At 52.4% G+C, this 22,443-nt stretch carries 20 protein-coding genes and 1 pseudogene; 9 read left to right on the top strand and 12 right to left on the bottom strand.

What is annotated here, in order from left to right; translation table 11 throughout:
- Positions 1-79 precede the first annotated feature (79 nt).
- Positions 80-1,651: an arylsulfatase gene (locus ACMYSK_RS08665; RefSeq protein WP_434641898.1), complete on the bottom strand. Its 1,572-nt coding sequence runs from the start codon at positions 1,649-1,651 to the stop codon at positions 80-82.
- Positions 1,652-2,061: 410 nt separating this feature from the next.
- On the opposite strand from ACMYSK_RS08665, the gene ACMYSK_RS08660 reads away from it, so the two are divergent.
- Positions 2,062-3,060, top strand: coding sequence for a zinc-dependent alcohol dehydrogenase family protein (locus tag ACMYSK_RS08660; RefSeq protein WP_434641897.1), 999 nt, complete (start codon positions 2,062-2,064; stop codon positions 3,058-3,060).
- Positions 3,061-3,149: 89 nt separating this feature from the next.
- Positions 3,150-3,374, top strand: coding sequence for an alcohol dehydrogenase catalytic domain-containing protein (locus tag ACMYSK_RS08655; RefSeq protein ID WP_434641893.1), 225 nt, complete (start codon positions 3,150-3,152; stop codon positions 3,372-3,374).
- Between the two features lie 5 nt (positions 3,375-3,379).
- Here ACMYSK_RS08655 and ACMYSK_RS08650 read toward each other — a convergent pair whose 3' ends face one another.
- Positions 3,380-4,279: a LysR family transcriptional regulator gene (locus ACMYSK_RS08650; protein WP_434641890.1), complete on the bottom strand. Its 900-nt coding sequence runs from the start codon at positions 4,277-4,279 to the stop codon at positions 3,380-3,382.
- A gap of 414 nt (positions 4,280-4,693) precedes the next feature.
- On the opposite strand from ACMYSK_RS08650, the gene ACMYSK_RS08645 reads away from it, so the two are divergent.
- A complete protein-coding gene (locus ACMYSK_RS08645; RefSeq protein WP_434641887.1) occupies positions 4,694-4,993 on the top strand; it encodes a hypothetical protein in 300 nt (99 codons plus the stop codon).
- A 200-nt stretch (positions 4,994-5,193) separates the two neighbouring features.
- Here ACMYSK_RS08645 and ACMYSK_RS08640 read toward each other — a convergent pair.
- A pseudogene (locus ACMYSK_RS08640) lies at positions 5,194-5,324 on the bottom strand (RidA family protein); the annotation flags it as partial.
- Between the two features lie 357 nt (positions 5,325-5,681).
- Between ACMYSK_RS08640 and yajD the strand changes: the two are divergent.
- Positions 5,682-6,026: an HNH nuclease YajD gene (gene yajD / locus ACMYSK_RS08635; protein ID WP_434641885.1), complete on the top strand. Its 345-nt coding sequence runs from the start codon at positions 5,682-5,684 to the stop codon at positions 6,024-6,026.
- 52 nt (positions 6,027-6,078) lie between these two features.
- Here the strand turns inward: yajD and ACMYSK_RS08630 are convergent, their stop codons facing one another.
- The 4 genes from ACMYSK_RS08630 to yeaG form a co-directional block, all read right to left on the bottom strand.
- The gene (locus ACMYSK_RS08630; protein WP_434641882.1) at positions 6,079-7,410 is read right to left on the bottom strand and encodes a carbohydrate porin; all 1,332 of its coding nucleotides are present in this window, start codon (positions 7,408-7,410) and stop codon (positions 6,079-6,081) included.
- A 453-nt stretch (positions 7,411-7,863) separates the two neighbouring features.
- Positions 7,864-8,517, bottom strand: coding sequence for a DUF1345 domain-containing protein (locus ACMYSK_RS08625; protein ID WP_434641879.1), 654 nt, complete (start codon positions 8,515-8,517; stop codon positions 7,864-7,866).
- A gap of 343 nt (positions 8,518-8,860) precedes the next feature.
- Positions 8,861-10,144, bottom strand: a complete 1,284-nt coding sequence (locus tag ACMYSK_RS08620; RefSeq protein ID WP_434641878.1) for a YeaH/YhbH family protein — start codon at positions 10,142-10,144, stop codon at positions 8,861-8,863.
- A gap of 131 nt (positions 10,145-10,275) precedes the next feature.
- The gene (yeaG, locus tag ACMYSK_RS08615) at positions 10,276-12,210 is read right to left on the bottom strand and encodes a protein kinase YeaG (protein WP_434641875.1); all 1,935 of its coding nucleotides are present in this window, start codon (positions 12,208-12,210) and stop codon (positions 10,276-10,278) included.
- A gap of 428 nt (positions 12,211-12,638) precedes the next feature.
- Between yeaG and ACMYSK_RS08610 the strand changes: the two genes are divergently transcribed.
- From ACMYSK_RS08610 to ACMYSK_RS08600, 3 genes are all read left to right on the top strand, one after another.
- The gene (locus ACMYSK_RS08610) at positions 12,639-13,385 is read left to right on the top strand and encodes a MipA/OmpV family protein (RefSeq protein WP_434641872.1); all 747 of its coding nucleotides are present in this window, start codon (positions 12,639-12,641) and stop codon (positions 13,383-13,385) included.
- A gap of 93 nt (positions 13,386-13,478) precedes the next feature.
- Positions 13,479-14,333 carry an aldo/keto reductase gene (locus ACMYSK_RS08605; protein WP_434641871.1) on the top strand — a complete coding sequence of 285 codons (855 nt, stop codon included), beginning with the start codon at positions 13,479-13,481 and terminating at the stop codon, positions 14,331-14,333.
- A gap of 97 nt (positions 14,334-14,430) precedes the next feature.
- Positions 14,431-15,888 (top strand): DASS family sodium-coupled anion symporter, encoded by a 1,458-nt coding sequence (locus tag ACMYSK_RS08600; RefSeq protein ID WP_434641869.1) that lies wholly within the window; start codon positions 14,431-14,433, stop codon positions 15,886-15,888.
- A gap of 94 nt (positions 15,889-15,982) precedes the next feature.
- Here ACMYSK_RS08600 and ACMYSK_RS08595 read toward each other — a convergent pair whose 3' ends face one another.
- A complete protein-coding gene (locus ACMYSK_RS08595; RefSeq protein ID WP_434641867.1) occupies positions 15,983-16,870 on the bottom strand; it encodes a D-hexose-6-phosphate mutarotase in 888 nt (295 codons plus the stop codon).
- An 87-nt stretch (positions 16,871-16,957) separates the two neighbouring features.
- Positions 16,958-17,953 (bottom strand): glyceraldehyde-3-phosphate dehydrogenase, encoded by a 996-nt coding sequence (gene gapA, locus ACMYSK_RS08590; protein WP_041145107.1) that lies wholly within the window; start codon positions 17,951-17,953, stop codon positions 16,958-16,960.
- 339 nt (positions 17,954-18,292) lie between these two features.
- Between gapA and msrB the strand changes: the two genes are divergently transcribed.
- Both msrB and ACMYSK_RS08580 read left to right on the top strand, forming a co-directional pair.
- Complete coding sequence (msrB, locus tag ACMYSK_RS08585; RefSeq protein ID WP_434641865.1) at positions 18,293-18,706, top strand: peptide-methionine (R)-S-oxide reductase MsrB; 414 nt, start codon at positions 18,293-18,295, stop codon at positions 18,704-18,706.
- A gap of 44 nt (positions 18,707-18,750) precedes the next feature.
- Positions 18,751-19,029: a YeaC family protein gene (locus tag ACMYSK_RS08580; RefSeq protein ID WP_434641864.1), complete on the top strand. Its 279-nt coding sequence runs from the start codon at positions 18,751-18,753 to the stop codon at positions 19,027-19,029.
- A gap of 152 nt (positions 19,030-19,181) precedes the next feature.
- On the opposite strand, the gene ACMYSK_RS08575 is transcribed toward ACMYSK_RS08580, so the two are convergent.
- The 3 genes from ACMYSK_RS08575 to ansA all read right to left on the bottom strand — a co-directional run bounded on the left by ACMYSK_RS08575 (position 19,182) and on the right by ansA (position 22,273).
- Positions 19,182-20,435 carry a glycoside hydrolase family 18 protein gene (locus ACMYSK_RS08575; RefSeq protein ID WP_434641862.1) on the bottom strand — a complete coding sequence of 418 codons (1,254 nt, stop codon included), beginning with the start codon at positions 20,433-20,435 and terminating at the stop codon, positions 19,182-19,184.
- 170 nt (positions 20,436-20,605) lie between these two features.
- Entirely contained in the window at positions 20,606-21,247 is a 642-nt protein-coding gene (pncA, locus tag ACMYSK_RS08570; RefSeq protein WP_434641860.1) for a bifunctional nicotinamidase/pyrazinamidase, read from the bottom strand.
- Positions 21,248-21,256: 9 nt separating this feature from the next.
- A complete protein-coding gene (gene ansA, locus ACMYSK_RS08565) occupies positions 21,257-22,273 on the bottom strand; it encodes an asparaginase (protein ID WP_434641858.1) in 1,017 nt (338 codons plus the stop codon).
- Positions 22,274-22,443 lie beyond the last annotated feature (170 nt).

The following is a 22,443-nucleotide window of genomic DNA, read 5'->3' as shown; positions in this document are numbered from 1 at the left end:
AACCAACGCTAAAAATACAGAGCGGATTGCGTTCGCTATTCGCTCCGTATTCAGTGTTTATGCCGTGACGCGGGGAAGATTATTTTTTAAGGCTGGAACCTTTTTCCAACATCGTTGAGGCATCAGAGACAGTGAATGACCCCGGTTTTTGGCGCGGCGGGAATGCTTTGAATGTGGCCAGCATTTCCCTGGCATATTTCTGCGCTCCGCCCATCAGGAATAAACGGTCGTGCGCCCACATATCGTAGCCACTGCCGATATCACCTTTTTCATAGGGATCGATTTCAAGGTTATATATCTGCGGTGCGCGAAGTTTAAGGAACGGGTAGCGCCAGACATCCATGCCGGTATGTTCCTGAATCATAAAGTGGGCTTTCCAGCGGCCGTAGCGCATGGCCAGCAGGTCACCGTCATCGCTCCAGTAGAAAAACTCTTTGCGTTGATCGGCACCGTGGCCGGACAGGAAGTCGAGCTGGTTATACCCGTCCAGATGAACTTTGTAAGTGATACTCGGGGTTTTATACCCTTTCAGCAGTTCCTGTTTGATGCCGGTGTCGCCGGCGGCGGCGATGAGCGTTGGAAACCAGTCATAGCTGGCAAACATATCATTGATAACGGTGCCTGGCTTGATGTGGCCCGGCCAGCGAATCATCGCCGGGACGCGGAACCCGCCCTCCCAGCCGGTGTTTTTTTCACCGCGAAATGGCGTCATGCCGGAATCGGGCCACAGCGCAAGGCTCGGGCCATTATCCGTGGTATAGATAACGATGGTGTTATCTTCGATGCCCAGGTCTTTGATTTTTTGCAGAACCTCACCGACCATTTTATCATGCTCGACCATGCCGTCGGCGTAGGTACCGAGGCCGGTGGCACCGATGCTGCCCTCTTTCAGGTGGGTTTTAAAATGCATTCGGGTGGTATTCAGCCAGGTGAAAAAAGGTTTTCCGGCCTTCACCTGGCGGGTCATAAAGTCGTTGTTCGCGGCCAGAAACTCATCATCAACGGTTTCCATACGTTTGGTCGTGAGCGGTCCCGTATCTTCTACTTTGCCATCTGCCGTGCTTTTGAGCACGCCGCGCGGGCCGAACTGCTTCTTGTACGCCGGATCGTGCGGATAATCTGGATTTTCCGGCTCTTCTTCGGCATTCAGGTGATATAAATTGCCAAAGAATTCATCGAAACCGTGGGCGGTTGGCAGATATTCATCCCGGTCGCCGAGATGGTTTTTACCGAACTGACCGGTGGCATAGCCCAGCTGTTTGAGGATGTTAGCAATTGTCGGGTCCTCTTTTTGCAGACCCTGCGGTGCGCCAGGCATACCCACTTTACTTAATCCGGTACGGAACGGCATCTGCCCGGTAATAAATGCAGAACGACCTGCGGTTGAACTTTGCTCGGCATAATAAGAGGTAAACTTAGCGCCTTCACTCGCAATACTGTCAATATTCGGGGTTTTATAACCCATGACGCCCTGGTTATAAGCGCTGATATTTGAATAGCCAATATCGTCACCAAAGATCACGACGATATTCGGTTTTTGCGCATCGGCAGGCGAAGCCTGAGCGGTATTCTCTGCGGCGTGAGCCATTCCGCAGGCGGTTGCTAATGCACTGGCCAACAAAGAAAAATGGAACGCTCTGATTTTTTTCATACAACCACCTGTAAATATGCGAGTGCGGAATAGTTAAGCCATTCAGGACGGTCATATGTCGCAGGAGGTATTCTCCATTAATGACAAATATCCCGGGCTATAACCGACAGTTTGCTCACTCTAGTACCGGTCAATATTGCGAAACCAGTGCGCGGATATTTATTATTGAACTTTGCGTATAAGGGGGGCTTAACATCATCATGCGTTGGGAATAATTCATCTGCGGGATCCTGGGTATGCATCGTCTCGGACAGCATCGATATGCTGGACGATATTGCCAGCAGCTCGTCGGATAGACAGGAATATTCTATGGTTCCATAAAATGGAATTATCAAATCCTGATTATGCCATTTACGCACTGCCATCCCATGTCTACATTACGCTCATTCTCCACGAACATGAGCGTAATGATGTCTACGAATACAATGAAAGCCCTTATCCTCAATAGCTACGATGTCAAAGCCTTCACTGCCTCTCAGATTGCGATTCCCACGCCGGGTCAAAACGAGGTTCTGGTAAAAATTCACGCCAGCGGCGTCAACCCCATCGACTATAAAATTCGTGAAGGGTCTGCGACCTATGCAACCCCTGAACTGCCTGCCGTGCTCGGTACAGATCTCGCAGGGGAGGTCGTTCGCATCGGTGAGGGAGTGACTCAGTTTAACGTTGGCGACGAAGTCTATGGCCTGACCGGCGGCGTACGCGGCCTGCAGGGAAGCCTGGCGGAATATGCTGCTGTTGATGCGAACCTTCTTGCGCACAAACCAAAGAATCTCTCCATGCGTGAAGCTGCCGCGCTTCCGCTGGTCTTCCTGACGGCGTGGGAAGGGCTGGTGGACCGCGCTCAGGTTAAAGCGGGCGATAAAGTGCTGGTTCAGGGCGGAGCGGGTGGCGTTGGCCATATGGTCGTTCAACTGGCAAAAATCTTTGGTGCCGATGTCTACGCCACCGCATCCGCTGCCAAAAAAGCACAGGTTGAGAGCTTTGGTGCGACGGCGATTGATTACCGAACCGTAAGCGTTGATGAATATATGCAGCAATACACGCAGGGCAAAGGTTTTGACATTATTTACGATACCGTGGGCGGGGATGTACTGAGCGCATCGCTTACGGCGGTGAAACCCTATGGCCATATCACCAGCTGCTATGCATTCGGTGAGTTCAATATCGCCCCTTCATCCTTGCGCTGTGCGACGATTTCAGCGGTGTTCGTATTACTGCCGATGCTCTCAGGCGAGGGGCGGGTGCATCATGGCGAAATCTTGCGTCAGCTCACGCAGTTTGTGGAGGAGGGAAAACTCCATCCAATTGTTGACCCGCGCAAATTCACCCTCGATTCCGCGCTGGAGGCGCACGATGCCGTTGAAAACGGTTCAGCAAACGTAAAAGTAGTCATCGATATTCTCTGATGCTTTCCGCCAGAGCAGAGATGCGCTGATTCAAGAAAATTGTTGTCGGGGCCGGTTTATATCAGCCGGTCACGGCTAAGAGAGGTCAAATGGCACAGGTTTATCGTTTTCACCGTCTGGGTGGCCCGGAAGTGCTGCAACTGGATCAGATGATTTTACCTCCGCCTTCACCAGAGGAAGTCCAGGTGCGAATTAAGGCCATCGGACTTAATTGCGCCGATATGATGTTCCGCAAGGATGAGTATATCCTGAAAGCGGTTCTTCCTTCCCGGGTGGGGTACGAGGCGTCCGGCAAAGTGGTTGTGACCGTGTAAGTGACCTATGTCCGCAGGTTCTTCAGATGCGTATAGAGATGATCGTAGAGCTTGCGGATCCGCAGCGGCACCGGGCCCCTTTGCGGACGGAATAAATATAACCCCCATGGTGTCGAAGGGATGTCCTGCATCACGGGGATCAGTTTCCCGCTGTCCATATACGGGTAAGCCATAAATCCGGGCAGATGGCCGTATCCGAGTCCCTGAACGACGGCTTCGCAGTACGCATCCAGATCGTCGGTCACAAACCCCGGCTGGTCCGGGGTGAAGCTTTGTGAATGTTCAAATCCCCACGGCCAGTATCGGTTCGTCTGGTTATCGAGCAACGCGACAACGGGCACAGTATTCAGCTGTTCCAGCGAATCTGGTGCGCCGGACTGAAGTATTAATTCTGGCGTGCCGAGCAGGTAGAAGTTGACATCCAGCACCTTGCGAGCCACGAAACGGTTATCGCGCAAAAAGCCGGTTCTCAGGCCAATATCTATTTGACTATCAATAACATCCGAATGGGCGTCAGTAAAAATGCAGCGAATGGTCACTTCCGGGTATTGCTGGCGAAATGCAATCAATGCGGGGAGGACATAGTGACGGCCCAGAGACGCAGGCAGCGTCAGGCTAATCTGGCCCGCCATTTGGCTGTCTTCGTCAGACGAGGCAACGCGAAAGAGGTTGTCCATCTGCTGGATCAGCTGTTTTGCCTGACGAGCAAAACGTTCTCCTTCTCGGGTAATTTTACTGTTGCGCGTCGTGCGATAGAACAGAATTTCACCCCTGCTGGCCTCAAGTTCCTGAATTGCACGCGTCACCGTCTGCGGTGATTTCCCAAGGGCGATTGCCGCCTGTTTGAAGCTATCACTCTCTGCGGCAACGCAGAAAATCTTTAGCAGTTCCAGTTGATTTGTCATGTTTACCTGATGGCGAGAGGTTTAATTGCCTGAACCCGATAAAGACATTATTGATATCCTTATTGTGTAAAGCAACCTCTATACCCGTGGAGTTAAAAAGGTTATATGCAGAGCCGGTGAAGGTAAATGAAACATCGATTTTGCATCGTTCAATATCGCTGCAATAATAGCCGTGTACCGTGCAGTCTTACATTACCTGAAATAAAGCCTCTCAAGCCTGAAAATGAAATACCCGCTCCGTATATATAACAAGCAGGGAGGGGGTATCTGCCAGGGGGGAAAATCAGTCGTGCGGTAAAAATGTAAAAATAAATACCTTTTTAGGCCAGTTTTAGCTGCGGATATTTATAATGAGGTTTGTTCAGAACAACGTCTGACCGGGTTATTGTCGGGCAGGCTTATAAAGGTGATACTTTGAAAAAAATTATTTTGACTCTGGCTATCGCGACGATGGCTCTCCCGGCCTTTGCTAATCATCCCGTCGCCCGAACAACGGTTGTGGCTAACGCCGATCACCCTGTGGCGATGGCCGCAGCCACCGGGAACAACGGCTACCATCCCGTTGCTCGTGCTACCGTTGTGGCAAATTCTGACCATCCTGTTGCGATGACCGCCGCCACCGGAAATAACGGCTACCATCCCGTTGCCCGCGCCACCGTGGTGGCAAATTCCGATCATCCCGTCGCCGCGACGGTGGTCACCGGAAATCATTGATCTCCTCCCCGGCGTTAAGACCGGGGATCATCACCTCGTTTTATTCCCGCCAGTGCGATGAGTTTCTTATTGATTAAGATCCTGCGATACGCGTCATCTCCGCGCCATGCTTCGAGAGGCTCGTTCAACTTCAGGTTGCGACAGGCGAAGAAGCAGACGTTTACCCAGGTGCATTGCCCTGCGCACGAGAATAATAAAAATTAGAGGCCGAATACCATCTCAATTTCTATTCTGAGGTCCGGTGAAAAAAGTTGGCTGGCTTCCACGAGCGAGCTGGCAGGTGATCGCCATAATAGCGGTAGAAAATCTTGCGTAGTTCGTCGATCTCCTCACCTAATTCAGGATAGTGCTTCCGAATTACCTTACTCATCTGGAATTCCTTAATGAGGGTGAACTGAACGCAATCCTGTCACCCTCCTGTTGCTGCTGAACGTTCATTCGCCGAAGGGGATGGCTTTTGCCTCAGGTATCGGGAATCACATGCTTATTGATGAAGCCTTAAATTTAATTGCCTGAATTTAAAATAATTTTTATGGCGACACTGGCGTTAATGGCACCGACTTGACCCGTGACAGCAACCCTCAGCAATGCATATCCGGTATCTCTTTCATCACGCCTTCTGTTCCATTGCGGGATAGATTGGAGGTACTATCTAAAAAATATTCCTTGGTAACAGGTAACATCTTCAATGGCTCTGATCCCCAAAAACTACGCCCGGCTCGAAAGCGGCTACCGCGAGAAAGCCTTAAAAATCTATCCGTGGGTCTGCGGGCGCTGCTCGCGGGAGTTTGTGTATTCAAACCTACGCGAACTCACGGTTCACCATATCGATCACGACCATACCAATAATCCGGAAGATGGCAGTAACTGGGAGCTGTTATGCCTGTACTGTCACGATCATGAGCACTCCAAATACACCGAAGCCGATCTGTATGGTACGCGAGTGGTTGCCGGGGAGGACGCGCAAAAAGATGTTGCTGCCGCAACCTACAATCCTTTTGCTGATTTAAAGTCGATGCTGAATAAGAAGTAGATTGACTATTGCGGGCAACTGGTGCCAGTTGCCCGCAATGAACAGCCGATGATTACCAGAAGACGTTAGCCTGAATACCGACGGCCCAGGTGTCGTTTTCCAGACCATTATTGAAGGATGATTCGCTGGAATCCGTCCAGTTATCTCTGTCACTATCGTAGTGGCTTACGAAGACACGCAGTTCCGGTTTGTCGCGACCGTAGGAGAGCGCCTGAGCCAGGGTATATTTTGCCCCGCTGCGATCGTAGTCAGTCCCGTTAACCGTTTTCTTGTCGTCGAAATAACCCATTTCGAGATAAGTACGGGTGTAATCAGACCAATGGTAAGTGACTTTCGCGCTGACAGAAGCCGTTGACGCATCGCCCTTATCACCGTTCCACAGCTCGACATCGTTGGCCGCAGCATAGTTCAGTGCGTGGCTGACATCCCAATCCGCAGCAACCGGGATGGTACCGTAGTTACGCAGTGCCCAACCTTCACCCTCTTTAACCGTGCCATTCAGCGTATCCGCTGCGCCGAAGGTCACACCTTGCAGGGCCGAACCTTTGCCATAATACTGGATAACCGTATTGTTAACGCCCTTGTCGAAGATCTGCTGCTTCAGCACCACCATCGCGGTTTGACCATCGACATAATCGTGGTTGGCACGATTAACTTGTTCATCGTTGGCATCTGCGTGAAGGTATTTATAACCTACCGCTAACGTTGCGCCATCCCACAGGGGCTGGCTGTCATACATGAGTTCCAGCTGGTTGGAGTCAATCAACTGCTGTGCGTCGACTTCACCTTCGGCGAACGCGGAAAGATCTTCATCGATATCACGATGTAAGAAGGCGACGGACAGTTTACCCTGACCCAGGCTCATCTTTTCAATACCGCCCCCGACGTTGGTATGGTTCCAGTAATCATAATCGTTGGCGTCGATGCTGTATTTATTATACTGGCGAATACCTGCCCAGGTTGTCTCATCCATTCCCATAAAGTTACGGAACTGGATGTTCATGTTTTCCCAACCAAACTTATTTTCGTTGCTGCTGTTTGTATCGCCGTCGTACATGTTGATCATCGTCTGTATATATACAGACTGACTGCCAGAACTATACAATTCTTTACCAAAGCCAATTTCGGCATAGGTATCAAATTCATTACCCAGGCGGCCGAGTTTATTTTTCTCAAAGCTGCCGCCGGTAGCATCTTTCATTGAGCCACCGCCGTCACTTGCCCCCATTCCTGAACGAAAATAGCCGTAAAAATCAATGCCCGCTAACGCGTCGGTGGCGGTAATTGTTTTGGATGGCGCATCTGTTTTATCATCTGCAAATACAATGCCAGGAGCCATTGAAAGTGTTGAAGCAATGGCAAAGGGCAATAAAGAGTTTTTCATTAAATAATTTCCTGGTTTTAAAATATAAGATCCGTATCAAATCGCAGTGGATTTAATTGTTAAATTTCAGCAACAGTTATCGGCAGTTAAAATGTATGATTATTTTAATTGCTTTAAAAAGATGTTATTTTTTTCAGGTGTCATTGCACGTTTTGACACAGTGTATGGTGTTACCTGTGGCCCTAAAACAGAGCATTTATTTAAAAGTAAATATTAGTCTTGCGGAATATCAATTTGTGGACTAGCGCACAAAAAAAGGCGTTAAAAAGAGGAAATGGCGATCGTTCAACGTCACTTTTGCGTTGCGACAATGGGAGAAAATACCGGGTAACGTCACCGGCTCAAACGTGCGGCTGCTGATTTGACGAGGTTCAGTCCAGGGCCCCCGTCCCGTGGAGATGCAGACTCAGCCGCGGTGGCCAGGAGAGCCGCTTACCGCTGAATACAGGAGGACTAGTTAAGTAAACCCGCGCCGACATTCACCGACAAGCCCAGTATCGCCAGATTGAACACAAAGGAGATAACCGATTGCAGCAGCGTGATTTTACGCATTCCGGTTGTCCCTGTAGCCACATCGGCAGTTTGCGAGGCTACCGCAATCGTAAAGGAGTAGTACAGGAAGTCCCAGTATCCTGGGTCATCAGGCTTATCAGGAAACATCATCGGGGTGACGTCCTGCGTCCGATGCAAATAGTGCTGATGGGCATAGTGCACAGCGAATGAGCTGGGCAGAAGGGCCCAGGAGACAATAAGTGTCGCTACCGTTAACAGGACATGCAAAACGCGTGGCGTACCGGAGAGCTGCTTCAAAGAGGAGAGCTCGCTTAAAATGGCGACAATGCTGGCCGCACACGCCACAATCACCAGGGTGAGCACGAGCATCGCGCTTTGGTCCTGTAATCGGGCAATGCGCTGAATTCCCGCGACATCAGTCATCAGCATGCGGACCCAGATAAACGCCAGATAACACCAGGCCAGCACATTCCAGGCGATCAACAGCCTTTGCAACATACCCAGTCTTACGGGAAGCAAAAAAAAGCAGACAACACCAAGAAGGATTGAAATCAGCAAGGGCAGGCGAACGTAGAGATGGGTAGTCAGACGCATAGTATTAGTCACATCCAGTCATAGCTTCAACAGATTAACTGTAGGCTATGGCCGGTGGGTTGTTTGACATTAAGACACGTGGCTTTCGCTGCGTGAGCCTGTAAATAATTCGATGTGGGGGTCTGCATATTAGAGATGAATGCCAGAGTATTCGCTGCCGACATTCCTGTGAGGGAAAGTGAATGCTGTATCGTAATCCATGGGTTAATAATGGGCGCGCCAATGTTGACGATAGCGGTAAAATAATAAACCGGAAAGATAAAATCTGTGATTGAATTAAAGGGTAAATATAAAACATTCAGAAAAACAGTCAGGATCTTAATGTAACTGACTGTTTTATTGGCTAGCTTCTGACTTCAGAACCCTGCTTGTGAAACAGTTCGCGGAAGACCGGATAAATATCTTCCTGATCGCGAATATGCTGCATAGCAAAATTCTCAAACGTCTCCTGCAAGTGTTCATATTCGCGCCAGAGGGTCTGGTGTGCGCGACGGGTTATTTCAATGTAGCTGTAGTAACGCACCACCGGCAAAATATTTTTTGCCAGCAGTTCGTGACACAACGGTGAGTCATCCGCCCAGTTATCGCCATCCGATGCCTGCGCGGCATAGATATTCCACTGGGACGGGTCATAACGCGCTTTCACAACCTCATCCATTAACTTCAGGGCGCTTGATACGATGGTGCCGCCGGTTTCCTGAGAATAGAAGAACTCATGTTCATCCACCTCTTTGGCCTGCGTATGGTGGCGAATATAGACCACCTCGACGTTTTTATAAGTCCGGCTGAGGAACAGATACAGCAGGATATAAAAGCGTTTTGCCATATCCTTGGTGACCTGATCCATCGAGCCAGAGACGTCCATGAGACAGAACATCACCGCCTGGCTGGAAGGCTCGGGGCGTTTTTCGTAATTTTTGTAGCGCAGGTCAAAGGTATCGATAAAGGGCACGCGTTCGATTTTTGCCCGCAGCTCGGCGATTTCCCGGCGCAGCCGCTCTTCTTCCAGCAGCTGTGCCGGCTCACTTTTGGCAATACTGTCGAGGTCTTCCTCCAGTGCCCGCAGCTCACGGCGCTTGCCTGCCGTCATTGCGGTACGCCGTGCCAGCGAGTTTTGCAGGGAGCGTACCACGCTGATATTGGCCGGTACGCCGTTAGCGGTAAAGCCAGCCCGATGGTTCTTAAACTCTGTGAGCTGTCGCTGCTGATTTTTCTTCAGATTTGGCAGGGCGAGATCCTCGAACAGCAGATCCAGGTACTCGTCTTTGGAAATTTGAAAGACAAAGCCATCCTGGCCTTCACCATCGGCGCTGGCTTGCCCTTGACCGCTCCCACCGCCTCCGCCACCGCCCTGCGGGCGCTCGATGCGGTCGTTTTGCACAAAGTGGTCGTTTCCTGGGTGTACGCGGTTGCGTAGCCCACCGCGACCCTGATGAAACATGGGTTCGTTGATATCGTCCGTCGGGATGGAGACGGACTCACCGCTGTCAATATCCGTCACCGAACGCTTATTGATCGCCTCGGAGATGGACTGTTTAATCTGCGCCTTATAACGGCGCAAAAAGCGCTGGCGATTCACCGCACTTTTATTCTTTCCGTTCAGGCGCCGGTCTATGAACCAGGTCATATGCCCTCCTGTACTGCAGTTGCCAACCTTACGCTGCGACGGAAATGCCGGATGGCGCTGTGCTTCTCCGGCCTACAGGTCGCTGTTTTTGTAGGCCCGGCAGGCTCTACGCCGCCGGGCAATTTCCGCTATCAGGACGATTTACGTACGCGCAGATACCATTCGCACAGCAGACGGACCTGCTTACGGGTATAGCCTTTCTCCATCATCCGGTCGACAAAATCGTCGTGCTTTTTCTGCTCATCGGTAGAGGTTTTGGCGTTAAACGAAATCACCGGCAGCAGCTCTTCGGTATTCGAGAACATTTTCTTCTCGATGACCGTGCGCAGTTTTTCGTAGCTGGTCCAGTTCGGGTTCCGTCCGTTGATATTGGCTCTGGCGCGCAGAACGAAGTTGACTATCTCGTTACGGAAGTCTTTCGGATTGCTGATCCCGGCCGGCTTCTCTATTTTTTCCAGCTCTGCATTCAACGACTCACGGTCAAACAGCTGACCGGTGTCAGGATCGCGGTATTCCTGATCCTGAATCCAGAAGTCCGCATAGGTCACATAGCGGTCAAAAATGTTCTGCCCGTATTCAGAGTAGGACTCCAGATAGGCGGTCTGAATCTCTTTGCCGATAAACTCGGCGTATTTCGGGATCAGGTAGCCTTTGAGGAACTCCAGATAGCGCTCTGACTGCTCCTGCGGGAACTGCTCGCGCTCGATTTGCTGTTCCAGAACATAGAACAGATGGACCGGGTTCGCGGCGACCTCGGCGTGATCAAAGTTAAATACGCGCGATAATATTTTAAAGGCGAAGCGGGTGGACAGACCGTTCATCCCTTCGTCAACGCCGGCGTAATCGCGGTACTCCTGATAGGACTTCGCTTTCGGGTCGGTGTCTTTCAGGCTTTCACCGTCATAGACGCGCATTTTGGAGTAAATGCTCGAGTTTTCAGGTTCTTTCAGGCGTGACAGAATCGAGAAGCGCGAGAGAGTCTCCAGCGTCCCCGGGGCGCAAGGCGCATGGGTCAGTTCGCTGTTGTTAAGCAGTTTTTCATAGATCCGCATCTCTTCGGAAATGCGCAGGCAATAAGGCACCTTGACGATATACACGCGGTCGAGGAAGGCCTCATTGTTTTTGTTATTACGGAAGGTCACCCATTCGGACTCGTTGGAGTGGGCGAGGATAATGCCGTTAAACGGCAGGGCCGAAATCCCCTCGGTGCCGTTATAGTTGCCTTCCTGGGTCGCGGTCAGCAGCGGATGCAGCACCTTGATAGGCGCTTTAAACATCTCGACGAATTCCATAATCCCCTGGTTGGCACGGCACAAGGCGCCGGAGTACCCGTAGGCATCCGGATCGTTCTGGGCATAATGCTCCAGTTTACGAATATCCACTTTACCGACCAGCGCTGAGATATCCTGGTTATTCTCATCACCCGGTTCAGTTTTCGCGATGGCAACCTGCTCAAGAATGGATGGCCATACTTTGATCACGCGGAATTTGGTGATATCACCGCCGAACTCATGCAGGCGTTTGGCCGCCCACGGCGACATAATCGTGCCGAGATAACGGGTCGGTACGCCGTATTCTTTATCCAGGATCTGCGCGTCTTCCTGGGGATTAAACAGGCACAGAGGATGATCGTTGACCGGGCTGCGTTCGCCGTTTGCGCTGAGTATATAGACAGGCACGCGCTGCATTAAGGATTTCAGCCGTTCAGCCAGCGACGATTTACCGCCGCCCACCGGGCCCAGCAGATACAGAATCTGTTTCTTCTCTTCCAGGCCTTGCGCGGCATGTTTCAGGTAAGAGACGATTTGCTCGATGGCATCTTCCATACCGTAAAACTCTTCAAAGGCCGGATAGCGGGCGACAACCCGGTTTGAAAAGAGACGGGACAGCCGGGGTTCCAGGGCCGTATCGACCATAACTGGTTCACCAATGGCCATCAGCAGCCGTTCTGCCGCGTTGGCATAAGCACTGCGATCTTGCCGGCAGATAGTAAGAAACTCCTGCAGTGTGAACTCTTCGTCCTTGGCAGCTTCATAACGCTGGCGATAGTGATCGAATATATTCATGGCATGCCGTCCTTTCGTTTTTAGCACAAGTTGAGAGCCGTTCATATGAATAGTGGGAGCTCCCGGAAGAGGTAAACTGCGCGACGTTCACCGATTCTCCAGCAACCCTTATGCCAGGTTGTCGTAGCGGCGGAGACAGCGTGCGCTAAAATGACTTCTTCTAAATTAAAGCGTAGATGCATTTAGAAAACTTGCATGTGGTCAAAAATCAATTTCAATGACATATCAATAACTCATCCGGAAAAAAGCGGCTTTTTCGCACGACTTGCCAGGGCTCGTCATCGTGCTGTCATGCCCTTGCAAGTTTCCGGTCATCTGTTGATGAGAAATTAGATGGTTTTATGTAATGACTGGTAAAGAATTTGAGGCATGAGGTCTACGACGTTAAACTGCCGGGGCGTATTATTTGACAAACGGGAATATGGATTGTGAATAAGATCAAACCTCTGGCACTCGGTGTGTGTCTTGCGGCCTCGGTTTCGGCTGCCCACGCGGAAGGGAAATTTACGTTAGGGGCCGGCGTCGGTATCGTCGAGAACCCTTATAAACAATATGATGCTGATGTTTACCCGGTCCCGGCCATTAGCTATGAAAGTGAGAGTTTTTGGTTCCACGGTCTGGGCGGCGGCTACTACTTATGGAATGACAACACCGACAAGCTGTCCGTGACGGCCTACTGGTCGCCGATGTATTTCAAGCCGGGTGACAGCGACAGCGAGCAAATGCGTAAGCTGGACCGCCGCAAAACGACCATGATGGCCGGGCTCTCTTATGTCCACAACACGCAGTATGGCTTCCTGCGTACCACGCTCGCGGGCGATACGCTGGGTAACAGCAACGGTATCACCTGGGATGCGGCGTGGCTGTATCGCTACACCAACGGCAACCTGACCTTGACGCCGGGAATTGGCCTGGAGTGGAGCAGCGATAACCAGAACGAATACTACTACGGCGTTTCGCAGCATGAGTCGAATCGTAGCGGCATGCGCAGCTACGATCCGGACAGCAGCTGGAACCCGTACCTTGAGCTGTCGGCAAACTATCGTTTCCTCGGTGACTGGAGCGTATACGGCGTGGCTCGTTATACCCGCCTGTCTGATGAAATCACCGACAGCCCGATGGTGGATAAATCCTGGAGTGGCCTGATCTCCACAGGGGTAACCTACACCTTCTGATTGTGCACCATAACGAAGATATTCGTGCATCAAAACAGGGCGTCAGGCCCTGTTTTGCATTACGGTAGTGCAACGACATGACCGGAGGAGTCGATGATGGAAAAAACGCTACGTTTTGGCGATTGGGCCGCGGTTCCTGCTATCGGGCAGGGCACCTGGTTCATGGGAGAAAACCGCGCCCAACGGGCACAGGAAGTCGCTGCACTACGGGCGGGCGTGGAACGGGGACTGACGGTCATCGACACCGCTGAAATGTACGCTGATGGCGGTGCTGAAGAGGTTGTGGGTGAGGCTATTCGCGGTCTTCGGGACCGGGTTGTGCTGGTTTCTAAGGTCTATCCATGGAATGCGGGTGGCCAGAAGATGATCGCTGCCTGCGAGGCCAGCCTGCGCCGCCTGGGGACCGACCATCTCGATATGTATCTGCTGCACTGGGGCGGTGAGTTTTCATTTGAGGACACCGTTGAAGCAATGGAGTTGCTGGTGGCGCAGGGCAAAATTAGTCGCTGGGGCGTGTCGAATCTCGATGTTGCCGAGATGCAGACGCTATGGCAGGTTGCTGGCGGCAGACAGTGCGCTACCAATCAGGTGCTTTATCACCTGGCCTCGCGCGGTATTGAGCACGATCTGCTGCCGTGGTGCCAGCAACAATCGCTGCCGGTGATGGCCTACAGCCCGCTGGCTCAGGCCGGCCGCCTGCGTGATGGACTTTTAAATCATAGCGTTGTGAAAAATATTGCTGAAGCGCGAGGGGTGAGTGCGGCGCAAATTCTGCTGGCCTGGGTGATCAGTCATCCGGGCGTGATGGCTATTCCGAAAGCTGCCAGTGTGGAACATGTGGCACAAAATGCCGATGCGTTGAACATTGCGCTCAGTGCCCAGGAGCGGTCGCAGCTGGATAATGCTTTCCCTGCACCGGGCAAAAAAGTCCCGCTGGATATGGTTTAAAGGACCGCTCTTCAGCAAAACACATTGGCGCTTTGTTGATGAACATCAAGGTTCAGTTGTGGTTATCCCCTTAAAGATAAAAGAAAAGGAGATTGACATGACTGAACCTAACAAGCCTCTGGATGTGAAGCTGCCTTTCCCGCTGTGGAAAGGCGTTCTGACAATACTCTTCGGCGTTATCATCTGGTTTACCCCACCGCCTGATGGACTCTCCCTCCACGCATGGCAAATGTTTGCCATTTTTGCTGCCACTATTTTTGCCATCATTCTGAAGGTGCTCCCGATGGGGGCGGTGACGATGATTGCGCTAATTGTCTCCGCGTTTTTGGGCGTGACGCCTCTTTCGCCGGGTAAAAGCGACAAAGTTGCCGCGTTATCCGGGTTTGCCAACGGCACCATCTGGCTGATTGGTATCGCCATGTTCATCTCCCGGGCGGTGATCAAGACCGGGCTGGGGAAGCGGGTAGCGCTGTGGTTTATTTCTAAATGCGGCTCCAGCATGTTGGGCGTTGCCTACGGTCTGGCCCTGTCAGATGTCGTCCTCGGTCCGGGGATCCCTTCGGCATCAGCAAGGGGTGGCGGAATTATGTACCCCATTACGCAGTCCATTGCTACGGCATACCAGTCAGAACCTGGCGCGACGGCGAGAAAAGCCGGCGCCTTTTTAATGATCTGCGTGTCGCAGATCGATGCTATCGTCTGCACGATGTTTTTAACGGCGATGGCGGGTAACCCGCTGGTCGCCGAGCTGGCGAGAAGCCAGGGAATAGAGATAACCTGGACGACCTGGTTTGTCGGGGCTATCGTGCCGGGGATTGCCTCTCTGATCCTGCTACCGCTGGTTATCTATGCCATTTACCCGCCGCAGCTAAAGAAAACGCCGGAGATCCCGTCAATCGCCAGAGAAGAACTGCGAAAAATGGGGCCGATGTCGCTGGCGGAAAAAATTCTGGCATTTGATTTTGTACTGCTGATAATGCTCTGGACCATTGGCGATATATTCTTTTCGATTCCCGCGACGCTTTCGGCGTTCATTGGACTGATGGTGCTGCTGATCAGCAACATCATGTCGTGGAAGAATATTATTGAAGAAAAAACGGCCTGGGACACCATGTTCTGGTTTGCCGTGCTGGTGATGATGGCAAATGCGCTCAACAAGTACGGCATGATTAGCTGGATCTCAGCGCGGATTGTCGGCTATGTCGGCCACTTCGAATGGATAACGGTTTTCTTACTGCTTGTCGTGGTTTATTTCTATACCCGCTACTTTTTCGCTTCGGCGATGGCGCATATTTCCGCGATGTATCTGGCGTTTTTAGCCGTGGCCGTTTCAGTCGGCGTACCGCCGCTTTTTGCTGCGCTGGTACTGGGCTATACCTCTAATTTGTCGATGGGGCTCACGCAATACTCGGGTGGCCCGGGGCCCGCGTTGTTTGGCTCGGGATATAACACGACCGGACAGTGGTGGGGCGTCAGTTTTGTGGTATCGCTGGCGTCTATTGCTATCTGGTTGGTGTTGGGCGGCGCGTGGATGAAGCTGGTGGGATTCTGGTAACGGAAAAACGTAGCGAATGCCGGTAAACAAAACAGGGCGATTTCGCCCTGTTTTTGATCCCTCATCTCCCGCTTATCGGGCGGGAGTAAAGAGGTCAGGCACGTTTCGCGACGCGGATAGTTTGCGCGAGGCGAGACGGTTTCTCTTCGCTGGCTTTCTGCGGTTCGGTGACGCAGCAGGTTTCGACACAAACGAAGGTTTTGTAGCCGTCGTCTGGCATATCGCCCATGCTCACGGAAAGCGCCGGGCCAGGGTTCCAGGCCACCACGTTGCTGTGATGATGATGGACAACGTCAATACTGCGGTTCAGCGCGCCGTCGTGGATAACGCTGCAGGCTTCGGCACTCAGATACACGCGATCGGTACGATCCGGGAAGGTCTGTACGCCGTCGCTCAACACGCCTTCTTCTGCATTGTTCACTTTATCGATATAGCGATCGCCGAGTCCGCTCACTTTTACCGCGGCGATATCGCCGACGTTGAAGTAGGTATGCAGCGCGGAGGTGGTCTCAAATTCGCCGTGCGCTTCCAGTTCTATCTCACAGGTTTTACCCAGCTTGAAGCGCGCATACAGCGTGAAGTCGTGCGGCCAGTACTGGCGGGTTTCATCGCTGCTTTGTAGTTCAAAGGTCAGCATCACGCCGCTTTCATCTTCATCGTGGCCTTTCAGCGTCCACGCCAGGTTGCGGGCGAAGCCATGGGACGGTAAACCCTGCTGTGCGGCCGGGCCGAACCACGGCCAGCAAACCGGAACGCCGCCGCGCAGGGCCACGCCGTTTTTAAAAGGGGTGTTGCCACTCAGCCACAGAACCTCGTCTTCACCAGCGGGTTTCCAGGAGAGCAGGTGAGCGCCCTGGAACGCAACAGAGGCTTTGACCTGCGGATGGTCAACGACAATCAGTTCAAGTTCGTCAAGCTGGCGGCGGGAAAGGGCAGGGGTAACTTGTTCAATAACCGGGAGAGCAAAAATTTTGTTTATCATGGTGCAATCCTTGGTGTACAGGTACTGAGTTAAGCTATAAAAAAAGGCGACCGAAGTCGCCTTTTTGGATCAGGTTCTCATCTCAACTTATTTGGAGATGTGAGCGATCAGGTCCAGAACTTTGTTGGAGTAGCCAGTTTCGTTGTCGTACCAGGAAACCAGTTTCACGAAGTTGTCGTTCAGTGCGATACCAGCTTTAGCATCGAACACGGAAGTGCAAACTTCGCCGTTGAAATCGGTAGATACAACGTCGTCTTCGGTGTAGCCCAGAACGCCTTTCATTGCGCCTTCGGAAGCAGCTTTGATTGCTTTCTTAATTTCTTCATAAGAAGCAGCTTTTTCCAGACGAACGGTCAGGTCAACAACGGATACGTTCGGAGTAGGAACGCGGAACGCCATACCAGTCAGTTTGCCATTCAGTTCTGGCAGTACTTTACCTACTGCTTTAGCAGCACCGGTAGAGGACGGGATGATGTTCTGGGATGCGCCGCGGCCGCCGCGCCAGTCTTTGTGAGACGGGCCATCAACGGTTTTCTGAGTAGCGGTAGTCGCGTGAACGGTGGTCATCAGCGCTTCGACGATGCCGAAGTTGTCGTTGATAACTTTAGCCAGCGGTGCCAGGCAGTTAGTGGTGCAGGATGCGTTAGAAACGATGTCCTGGCCTTCGTATTTGTCAAAGTTAGCGCCTTTAACAAACATCGGAGTGTTGTCTTTGGACGGGCCAGTCAGAACGACTTTTTTCGCGCCAGCAGTGATGTGTTTACGAGCGGTTTCATCAGTCAGGAACAGACCCGTTGCTTCAGCAACAACGTCAACGCCTACTTCGTCCCACTTCAGGTTAGCCGGATCGCGTTCAGCGGTAACACGGATTTTTTTACCGTTAACGACCAGATGACCGTCTTTCACTTCAACGGTACCGTTGAAACGGCCGTGAGTGGAGTCATACTTCAGCATGTAAGCCATGTAGTCAGCGTCTAACAGGTCGTTGATTGCAACGATCTCGATGTCAGAACGTTCTTGAGCAGCACGGAAAACAATGCGACCGATACGGCCAAAACCGTTGATACCTACTTTGATAGTCATATATTCCACCAGCTATTTGTTAGTGAATAAAAGGTTGCCTGTAAAATTACAAAAACCTTACGCAGCGTCAAGCGGAATCGTGTCAATCATTGCGACAAATCAATCCTGAGCATACCTTTGCTCGAATGTTTTGCCTCACTCTCCCTTTGAGCCCAATTCCATATTGGGGCCGCGCCCGGAATTTTAAAGGGCGTTAAAGATAAAAATGTGATGTTTATCACAATTATCTGGGCTGCCTTTTGGCATCGAATAAGTTTAGAACAAAAGTCCACGCTTCATTGTTAATGTTTTGTTAGAATCGGGGCGTAAAGTTGTCCTTTCACAGTGAGAAGCAAGCACATGGCGAATAAACCCTCCCCGGACGAGCTCAAAAAAGAGTTGAGCGAGATGCAGTTTTACGTGACGCAGAATCACGGTACTGAGCCGCCGTTCACCGGGCGACTGCTCCACAACAAGCGGGACGGTGTCTATCACTGTCTGGTGTGCGATGCAGCGCTGTTTCACTCGCAAACGAAGTATGATTCAGGCTGTGGCTGGCCGAGCTTTTATGAGCCGGTGAGCGAGGAGGCGATTCGCTATCTGAACGATTACTCCCACGGCATGCAGCGCACTGAAATTCGCTGCGGAAACTGCGATGCGCATCTGGGACATGTGTTTCCGGACGGACCGCAGCCGACGGGGGAGCGCTTTTGCGTCAATTCGGCCTCATTAAGCTTCAATGACGAAGATAATGGCGAGCAAATTAAAGGCTAAAGAAACGATTCAGCAAATTATTCCAATACGGAGTTGAGCGAACCATGGAAATCGAGCAAATTATAGACAGCATGACGCCTGAAGTGTATCAGCGCCTGGCGACGGCGGTGGAGCTGGGAAAATGGCCGGATGGCGTGGCGTTAACCCCGGAACAGAAAGAGAACAGCCTGCAGCTGGTCATGCTCTATCAGGCGCGCCACAACAGCGACGCCCAGCACATGACCATCGATACTAACGGCCAGATGGTGATGAAGAGTAAGCAGCAGCTGAAAGAAGATTTTGGTATCGCCCCCAAGCCAATTGCGACGCTGAAGATGCTATGACGCCGCGGGCCGTGCCCGGTGGCACTGACGCTTGTAGGGTCTGTGATTGGGTGCCGCAGTTGTATAGGCCCGGTGAGGTAGCGCCGCCACCGGGCAGTGTGTGATCAATCAGGTAAGATGCTACTCGCCATTACCCGACGACCGATCGCTGATTAATGTTTTATCCCAAGTGACGTTGCGAGCTGCTTCGCCAGCTGATTGTGGTCATCGGCGCCATACTCCCAGAACATTGCCCCCGCCAGACCTTTTTGCTTAATGTAATCCGCCTTTATCGCGACCGAACGTGGGTTTTCGTAGGACAGCGCAAACAGCGCTTTGCCGTCTGCGGACTGCACCGACAGCCACGGAACCTTCGCCCCATCATCCCAGTGTTCAGTAAAGCGTTTTTGCGGGTCGTTGAGTAATTTCGCGACGATGTCGTTGTATTTCACGTAGGAGTCTTTAGTCAGATCAAAACCCAGTGAGGTGAACAGGGCAATCTGCTGCGGTCCGAACGAGGGCTGGGTGACGGGATTTTTTTGTGCATCCGGCTTCGTCCAGTCTATACCCGGTTCAATGGCGCGTTTGGGCACCCGGCCATAGAAACCGATCCCCAGGTTCATCTGGCTCGGTTTTAAACCGGCGGCAAGATAGTTATTGACCACAAAATCGGTGCTGTACTTGTCGGCCGCCGCTACCGTTGGCCACTGGGTTGAATCGTACAGGTTAGAGTTGAAGTACTGGGTACCGTAGGCCATGTCGTAGGTCATCAGGTTGATATAGTCGAGGGACGGGGCAATCGCTTTAACGTCAACCCAGCTTTTCGGGCTCTCTACGTTAGCGCCCACGGCGATAGTCACCAGTTTCCTGGTGCCAAATGCCGCGCGCAGCTCTTTGAGTAAGGCGGTAAAGTTATCGCGATCGGCCGGCTGGCTGGCGACCAGGGCCCACGCGCCATTGACCGGATACTCCCAGTCGAGATCGATGCCATCCAGACCATACTTAGCCACAATCGCCTTTGCAGACTGAATAAACACCGCCCGGGTTTCTTTCGTTGCCGCTGCGCCAGAGAATCCACGTGCACCCCAGCCACCGACGGAAAGCAGGACTTTCAGATTCGGGTTCTGCTGGCGCAAGGCAGGGATTTTCGCCAGGTCAGCCTGTACTTTTGGCGAGAGCCAAATTTGATGCAGTTTGCTGGCGTCTTTTAAAGCGTCATTGGTTTCGTCTTTTTCATCGTTGTAGACCAGACCAAACGAGTAATTGAGATGGGTAATCTGGCGCACGTCCAGCTTATCAATATCGCCCCCCGGGCCTGCGGTGACGTCACCGCCGCCGTTAAAGTAGCCCACGGACATCAGGGAACTGGCGGAGACCGCGCAAGCGCAGAGCATGGGTAATGCTGCCAGCAAAGGCAAAAGTTTCATGGACGATCCTCTTTGACATAAAAAAATAAACACGCCACAGCAATGGCGTGGCGAAATAACAACGCGATAACACTACCAGCGAAACTGAGTTGAATCTGCGAGTTAGCTCAATTTATAGTCAAAAGCGAAGCGGGGAAAAAGGCCCGATGCGACAGCGTCGGGCACGAGGCTCAGGCCTGAATTTCCAGCCAGTCGTCGAGGGTGTACAGCGTGGCGCCAGCGGCGGCCATCTCCATAAAGGCGTGCGCGCTGTCCTGCGCCTGAAGGTTAACCCCGCGACAGCCGTCGGTAATGACGTTGACGGTATAGCCGAGGTTCAGCGCATCCAGTACGGTGAACTTGACGCAGTAATCGGTTGCCAGCCCAAGAACGATGAGGTCGGTAATATCGCGTGCGCGTAGCCAGTCATCGAGCCGGGTTTTTTGCCGGTGTCCGTTGTCAAAAAAGGCGCTGTAGCTGTCGATCGCCGGGTTTTCCCCTTTGTGAAACACCGCAGCAATAGCCTGCTGTTGCAGCAGCGGATGCAGCGCCGCGCCTTCGCTATTCTGCACGCAGTGATCGGGCCAGAACGTTTGCGCCAGGCCATCAAGCTGGCCCTGGGTATAAGGTTCGACGTGGTGCTGGCTGGCGAAGCTGCCATGGTTTGCCGGGTGCCAGTCCTGGCTGGCGACGATGGTTTCGCCGCGGGCAAGGCAACCGTCAATAAGCCGGTTGGCGATATCTATCGTGCTATCGCCTTCCGGTACGGCAAGCGCGCCGCCCGCGCAAAAATCGTTTTGTAAATCGACCAGCAGTAGTGCACGATTCGTCATCGGTTCTCCTTACTCATCGGGGGTCAGTTCACCACGCAGGTTTTTCTGCATCAGGCTGCGAATTTCCTCGACGCCAGAATTTTGGCTCAGGAGGTAGTGTAGCTTGGTTAGCGTGGCCTCAACGGTCATATCAAACCCGCTGATCACGCCCGCCTGGGCGAGGGCGTTACCGGTGGCATACCCACCCATATTGACCTTACCGGACATACACTGGGTCAGGTTGATGACCACGATCCCGCGCTGGCTGGCTTCCGCCAGAACCTGAATAAACTCGCCGTTTTGCGGGGCGTTGCCGACGCCATAGGATCGCAAGATCAGCGCTTTCACCGGCTGGCGCAGGAAGTTACGCACGACGTCGGCGGAAATGCCCGGATAAATCGTCACAACGCCAATGGGCTGCGGCGTAATGGGATGAACAATCAGCTCGCCGATACCGTGTGGTGCAGGTGGGGTGCTGAGGCGACGAATGTGGATCCCCGCTTCCAGCAAAGGCGCCAGGTTAGGGGAGGCAAAGGCGTTAAAACCGTCAGCGTGGGCTTTGGTCGTGCGGTTGCCGCGATACAGGCGATTATTGAAAAACAGCGCAACTTCATTAATCGGGTAATTAGCGGCAACGTACAGGGCATTCAGCAAATTGATTTGCCCGTCGGAGCGCAGCTCGGCTAAGGGGATCTGTGACCCTGTCACAATTACCGGTTTGCCCAGATTCTCCAGCATGAACGACAGCGCCGAGGCGGTAAAAGCCATGGTGTCAGTCCCGTGGAGGATAACAAAGCCGTCATACTCGTCATAATGGGTACGGATATCGTCGGCAATATGCTGCCAGTCTTCCGGCGTCATGTCGGAAGAGTCCATCAGCGGTTCATATTCATGAATCGTAAAGTCCGGCATTTCCGGACGGTGGAACTCAGGCATCAGCGCCAGCTGACGCTGCAGGTGGCCGGAAACGGGAATATAACCGTGTTCTGAGCGCTGCATACCGATGGTCCCACCGGTGTAGGCAACGTAAATCGATTTCTTTTGCATATCATCGCTTAGGTTGTACGTAGACAGGCGCAGTATAAGGTGACCGCTAAAAAAATACAGCGCAATCCCCGTCATACTTCAAGTTGCAGGTGCGTTGGCCGCGCGTATTTACCCCGGTCACATAGCGGACGATGTTCCCGGGGATGCACCCGCTTGCCGCCTGCCTGGAA

It is taken from the genome of Klebsiella sp. I138 (assembly GCF_051131765.1).
Lineage (GTDB): Bacteria > Pseudomonadota > Gammaproteobacteria > Enterobacterales > Enterobacteriaceae > Klebsiella.
Note: the sequence above shows the minus strand (reverse complement) of the source record. Positions and strands in the feature narration are given on the sequence as shown.

Excerpts from the sequence above, each read along its gene's own strand:
- ACMYSK_RS08665 (WP_434641898.1), bottom strand. The coding sequence starts at position 1,651 with ATGAAAAAAATCAGAGCGTTCCATTTTTCTTTGTTGGCCAGTGCATTA.
- ACMYSK_RS08660 (WP_434641897.1), top strand. The coding sequence starts at position 2,062 with ATGTCTACGAATACAATGAAAGCCCTTATCCTCAATAGCTACGATGTC.
- ACMYSK_RS08655 (WP_434641893.1), top strand. The coding sequence starts at position 3,150 with ATGGCACAGGTTTATCGTTTTCACCGTCTGGGTGGCCCGGAAGTGCTG.
- ACMYSK_RS08650 (WP_434641890.1), bottom strand. The coding sequence starts at position 4,279 with ATGACAAATCAACTGGAACTGCTAAAGATTTTCTGCGTTGCCGCAGAG.
- yajD (WP_434641885.1), top strand. The coding sequence starts at position 5,682 with ATGGCTCTGATCCCCAAAAACTACGCCCGGCTCGAAAGCGGCTACCGC.
- ACMYSK_RS08630 (WP_434641882.1), bottom strand. The coding sequence starts at position 7,410 with ATGAAAAACTCTTTATTGCCCTTTGCCATTGCTTCAACACTTTCAATG.
- ACMYSK_RS08625 (WP_434641879.1), bottom strand. The coding sequence starts at position 8,517 with ATGCGTCTGACTACCCATCTCTACGTTCGCCTGCCCTTGCTGATTTCA.
- ACMYSK_RS08620 (WP_434641878.1), bottom strand. The coding sequence starts at position 10,144 with ATGACCTGGTTCATAGACCGGCGCCTGAACGGAAAGAATAAAAGTGCG.
- yeaG (WP_434641875.1), bottom strand. The coding sequence starts at position 12,210 with ATGAATATATTCGATCACTATCGCCAGCGTTATGAAGCTGCCAAGGAC.
- ACMYSK_RS08605 (WP_434641871.1), top strand. The coding sequence starts at position 13,479 with ATGATGGAAAAAACGCTACGTTTTGGCGATTGGGCCGCGGTTCCTGCT.
- ACMYSK_RS08600 (WP_434641869.1), top strand. The coding sequence starts at position 14,431 with ATGACTGAACCTAACAAGCCTCTGGATGTGAAGCTGCCTTTCCCGCTG.
- ACMYSK_RS08595 (WP_434641867.1), bottom strand. The coding sequence starts at position 16,870 with ATGATAAACAAAATTTTTGCTCTCCCGGTTATTGAACAAGTTACCCCT.
- gapA (WP_041145107.1), bottom strand. The coding sequence starts at position 17,953 with ATGACTATCAAAGTAGGTATCAACGGTTTTGGCCGTATCGGTCGCATT.
- msrB (WP_434641865.1), top strand. The coding sequence starts at position 18,293 with ATGGCGAATAAACCCTCCCCGGACGAGCTCAAAAAAGAGTTGAGCGAG.
- ACMYSK_RS08580 (WP_434641864.1), top strand. The coding sequence starts at position 18,751 with ATGGAAATCGAGCAAATTATAGACAGCATGACGCCTGAAGTGTATCAG.
- ACMYSK_RS08575 (WP_434641862.1), bottom strand. The coding sequence starts at position 20,435 with ATGAAACTTTTGCCTTTGCTGGCAGCATTACCCATGCTCTGCGCTTGC.
- pncA (WP_434641860.1), bottom strand. The coding sequence starts at position 21,247 with ATGACGAATCGTGCACTACTGCTGGTCGATTTACAAAACGATTTTTGC.
- ansA (WP_434641858.1), bottom strand. The coding sequence starts at position 22,273 with ATGCAAAAGAAATCGATTTACGTTGCCTACACCGGTGGGACCATCGGT.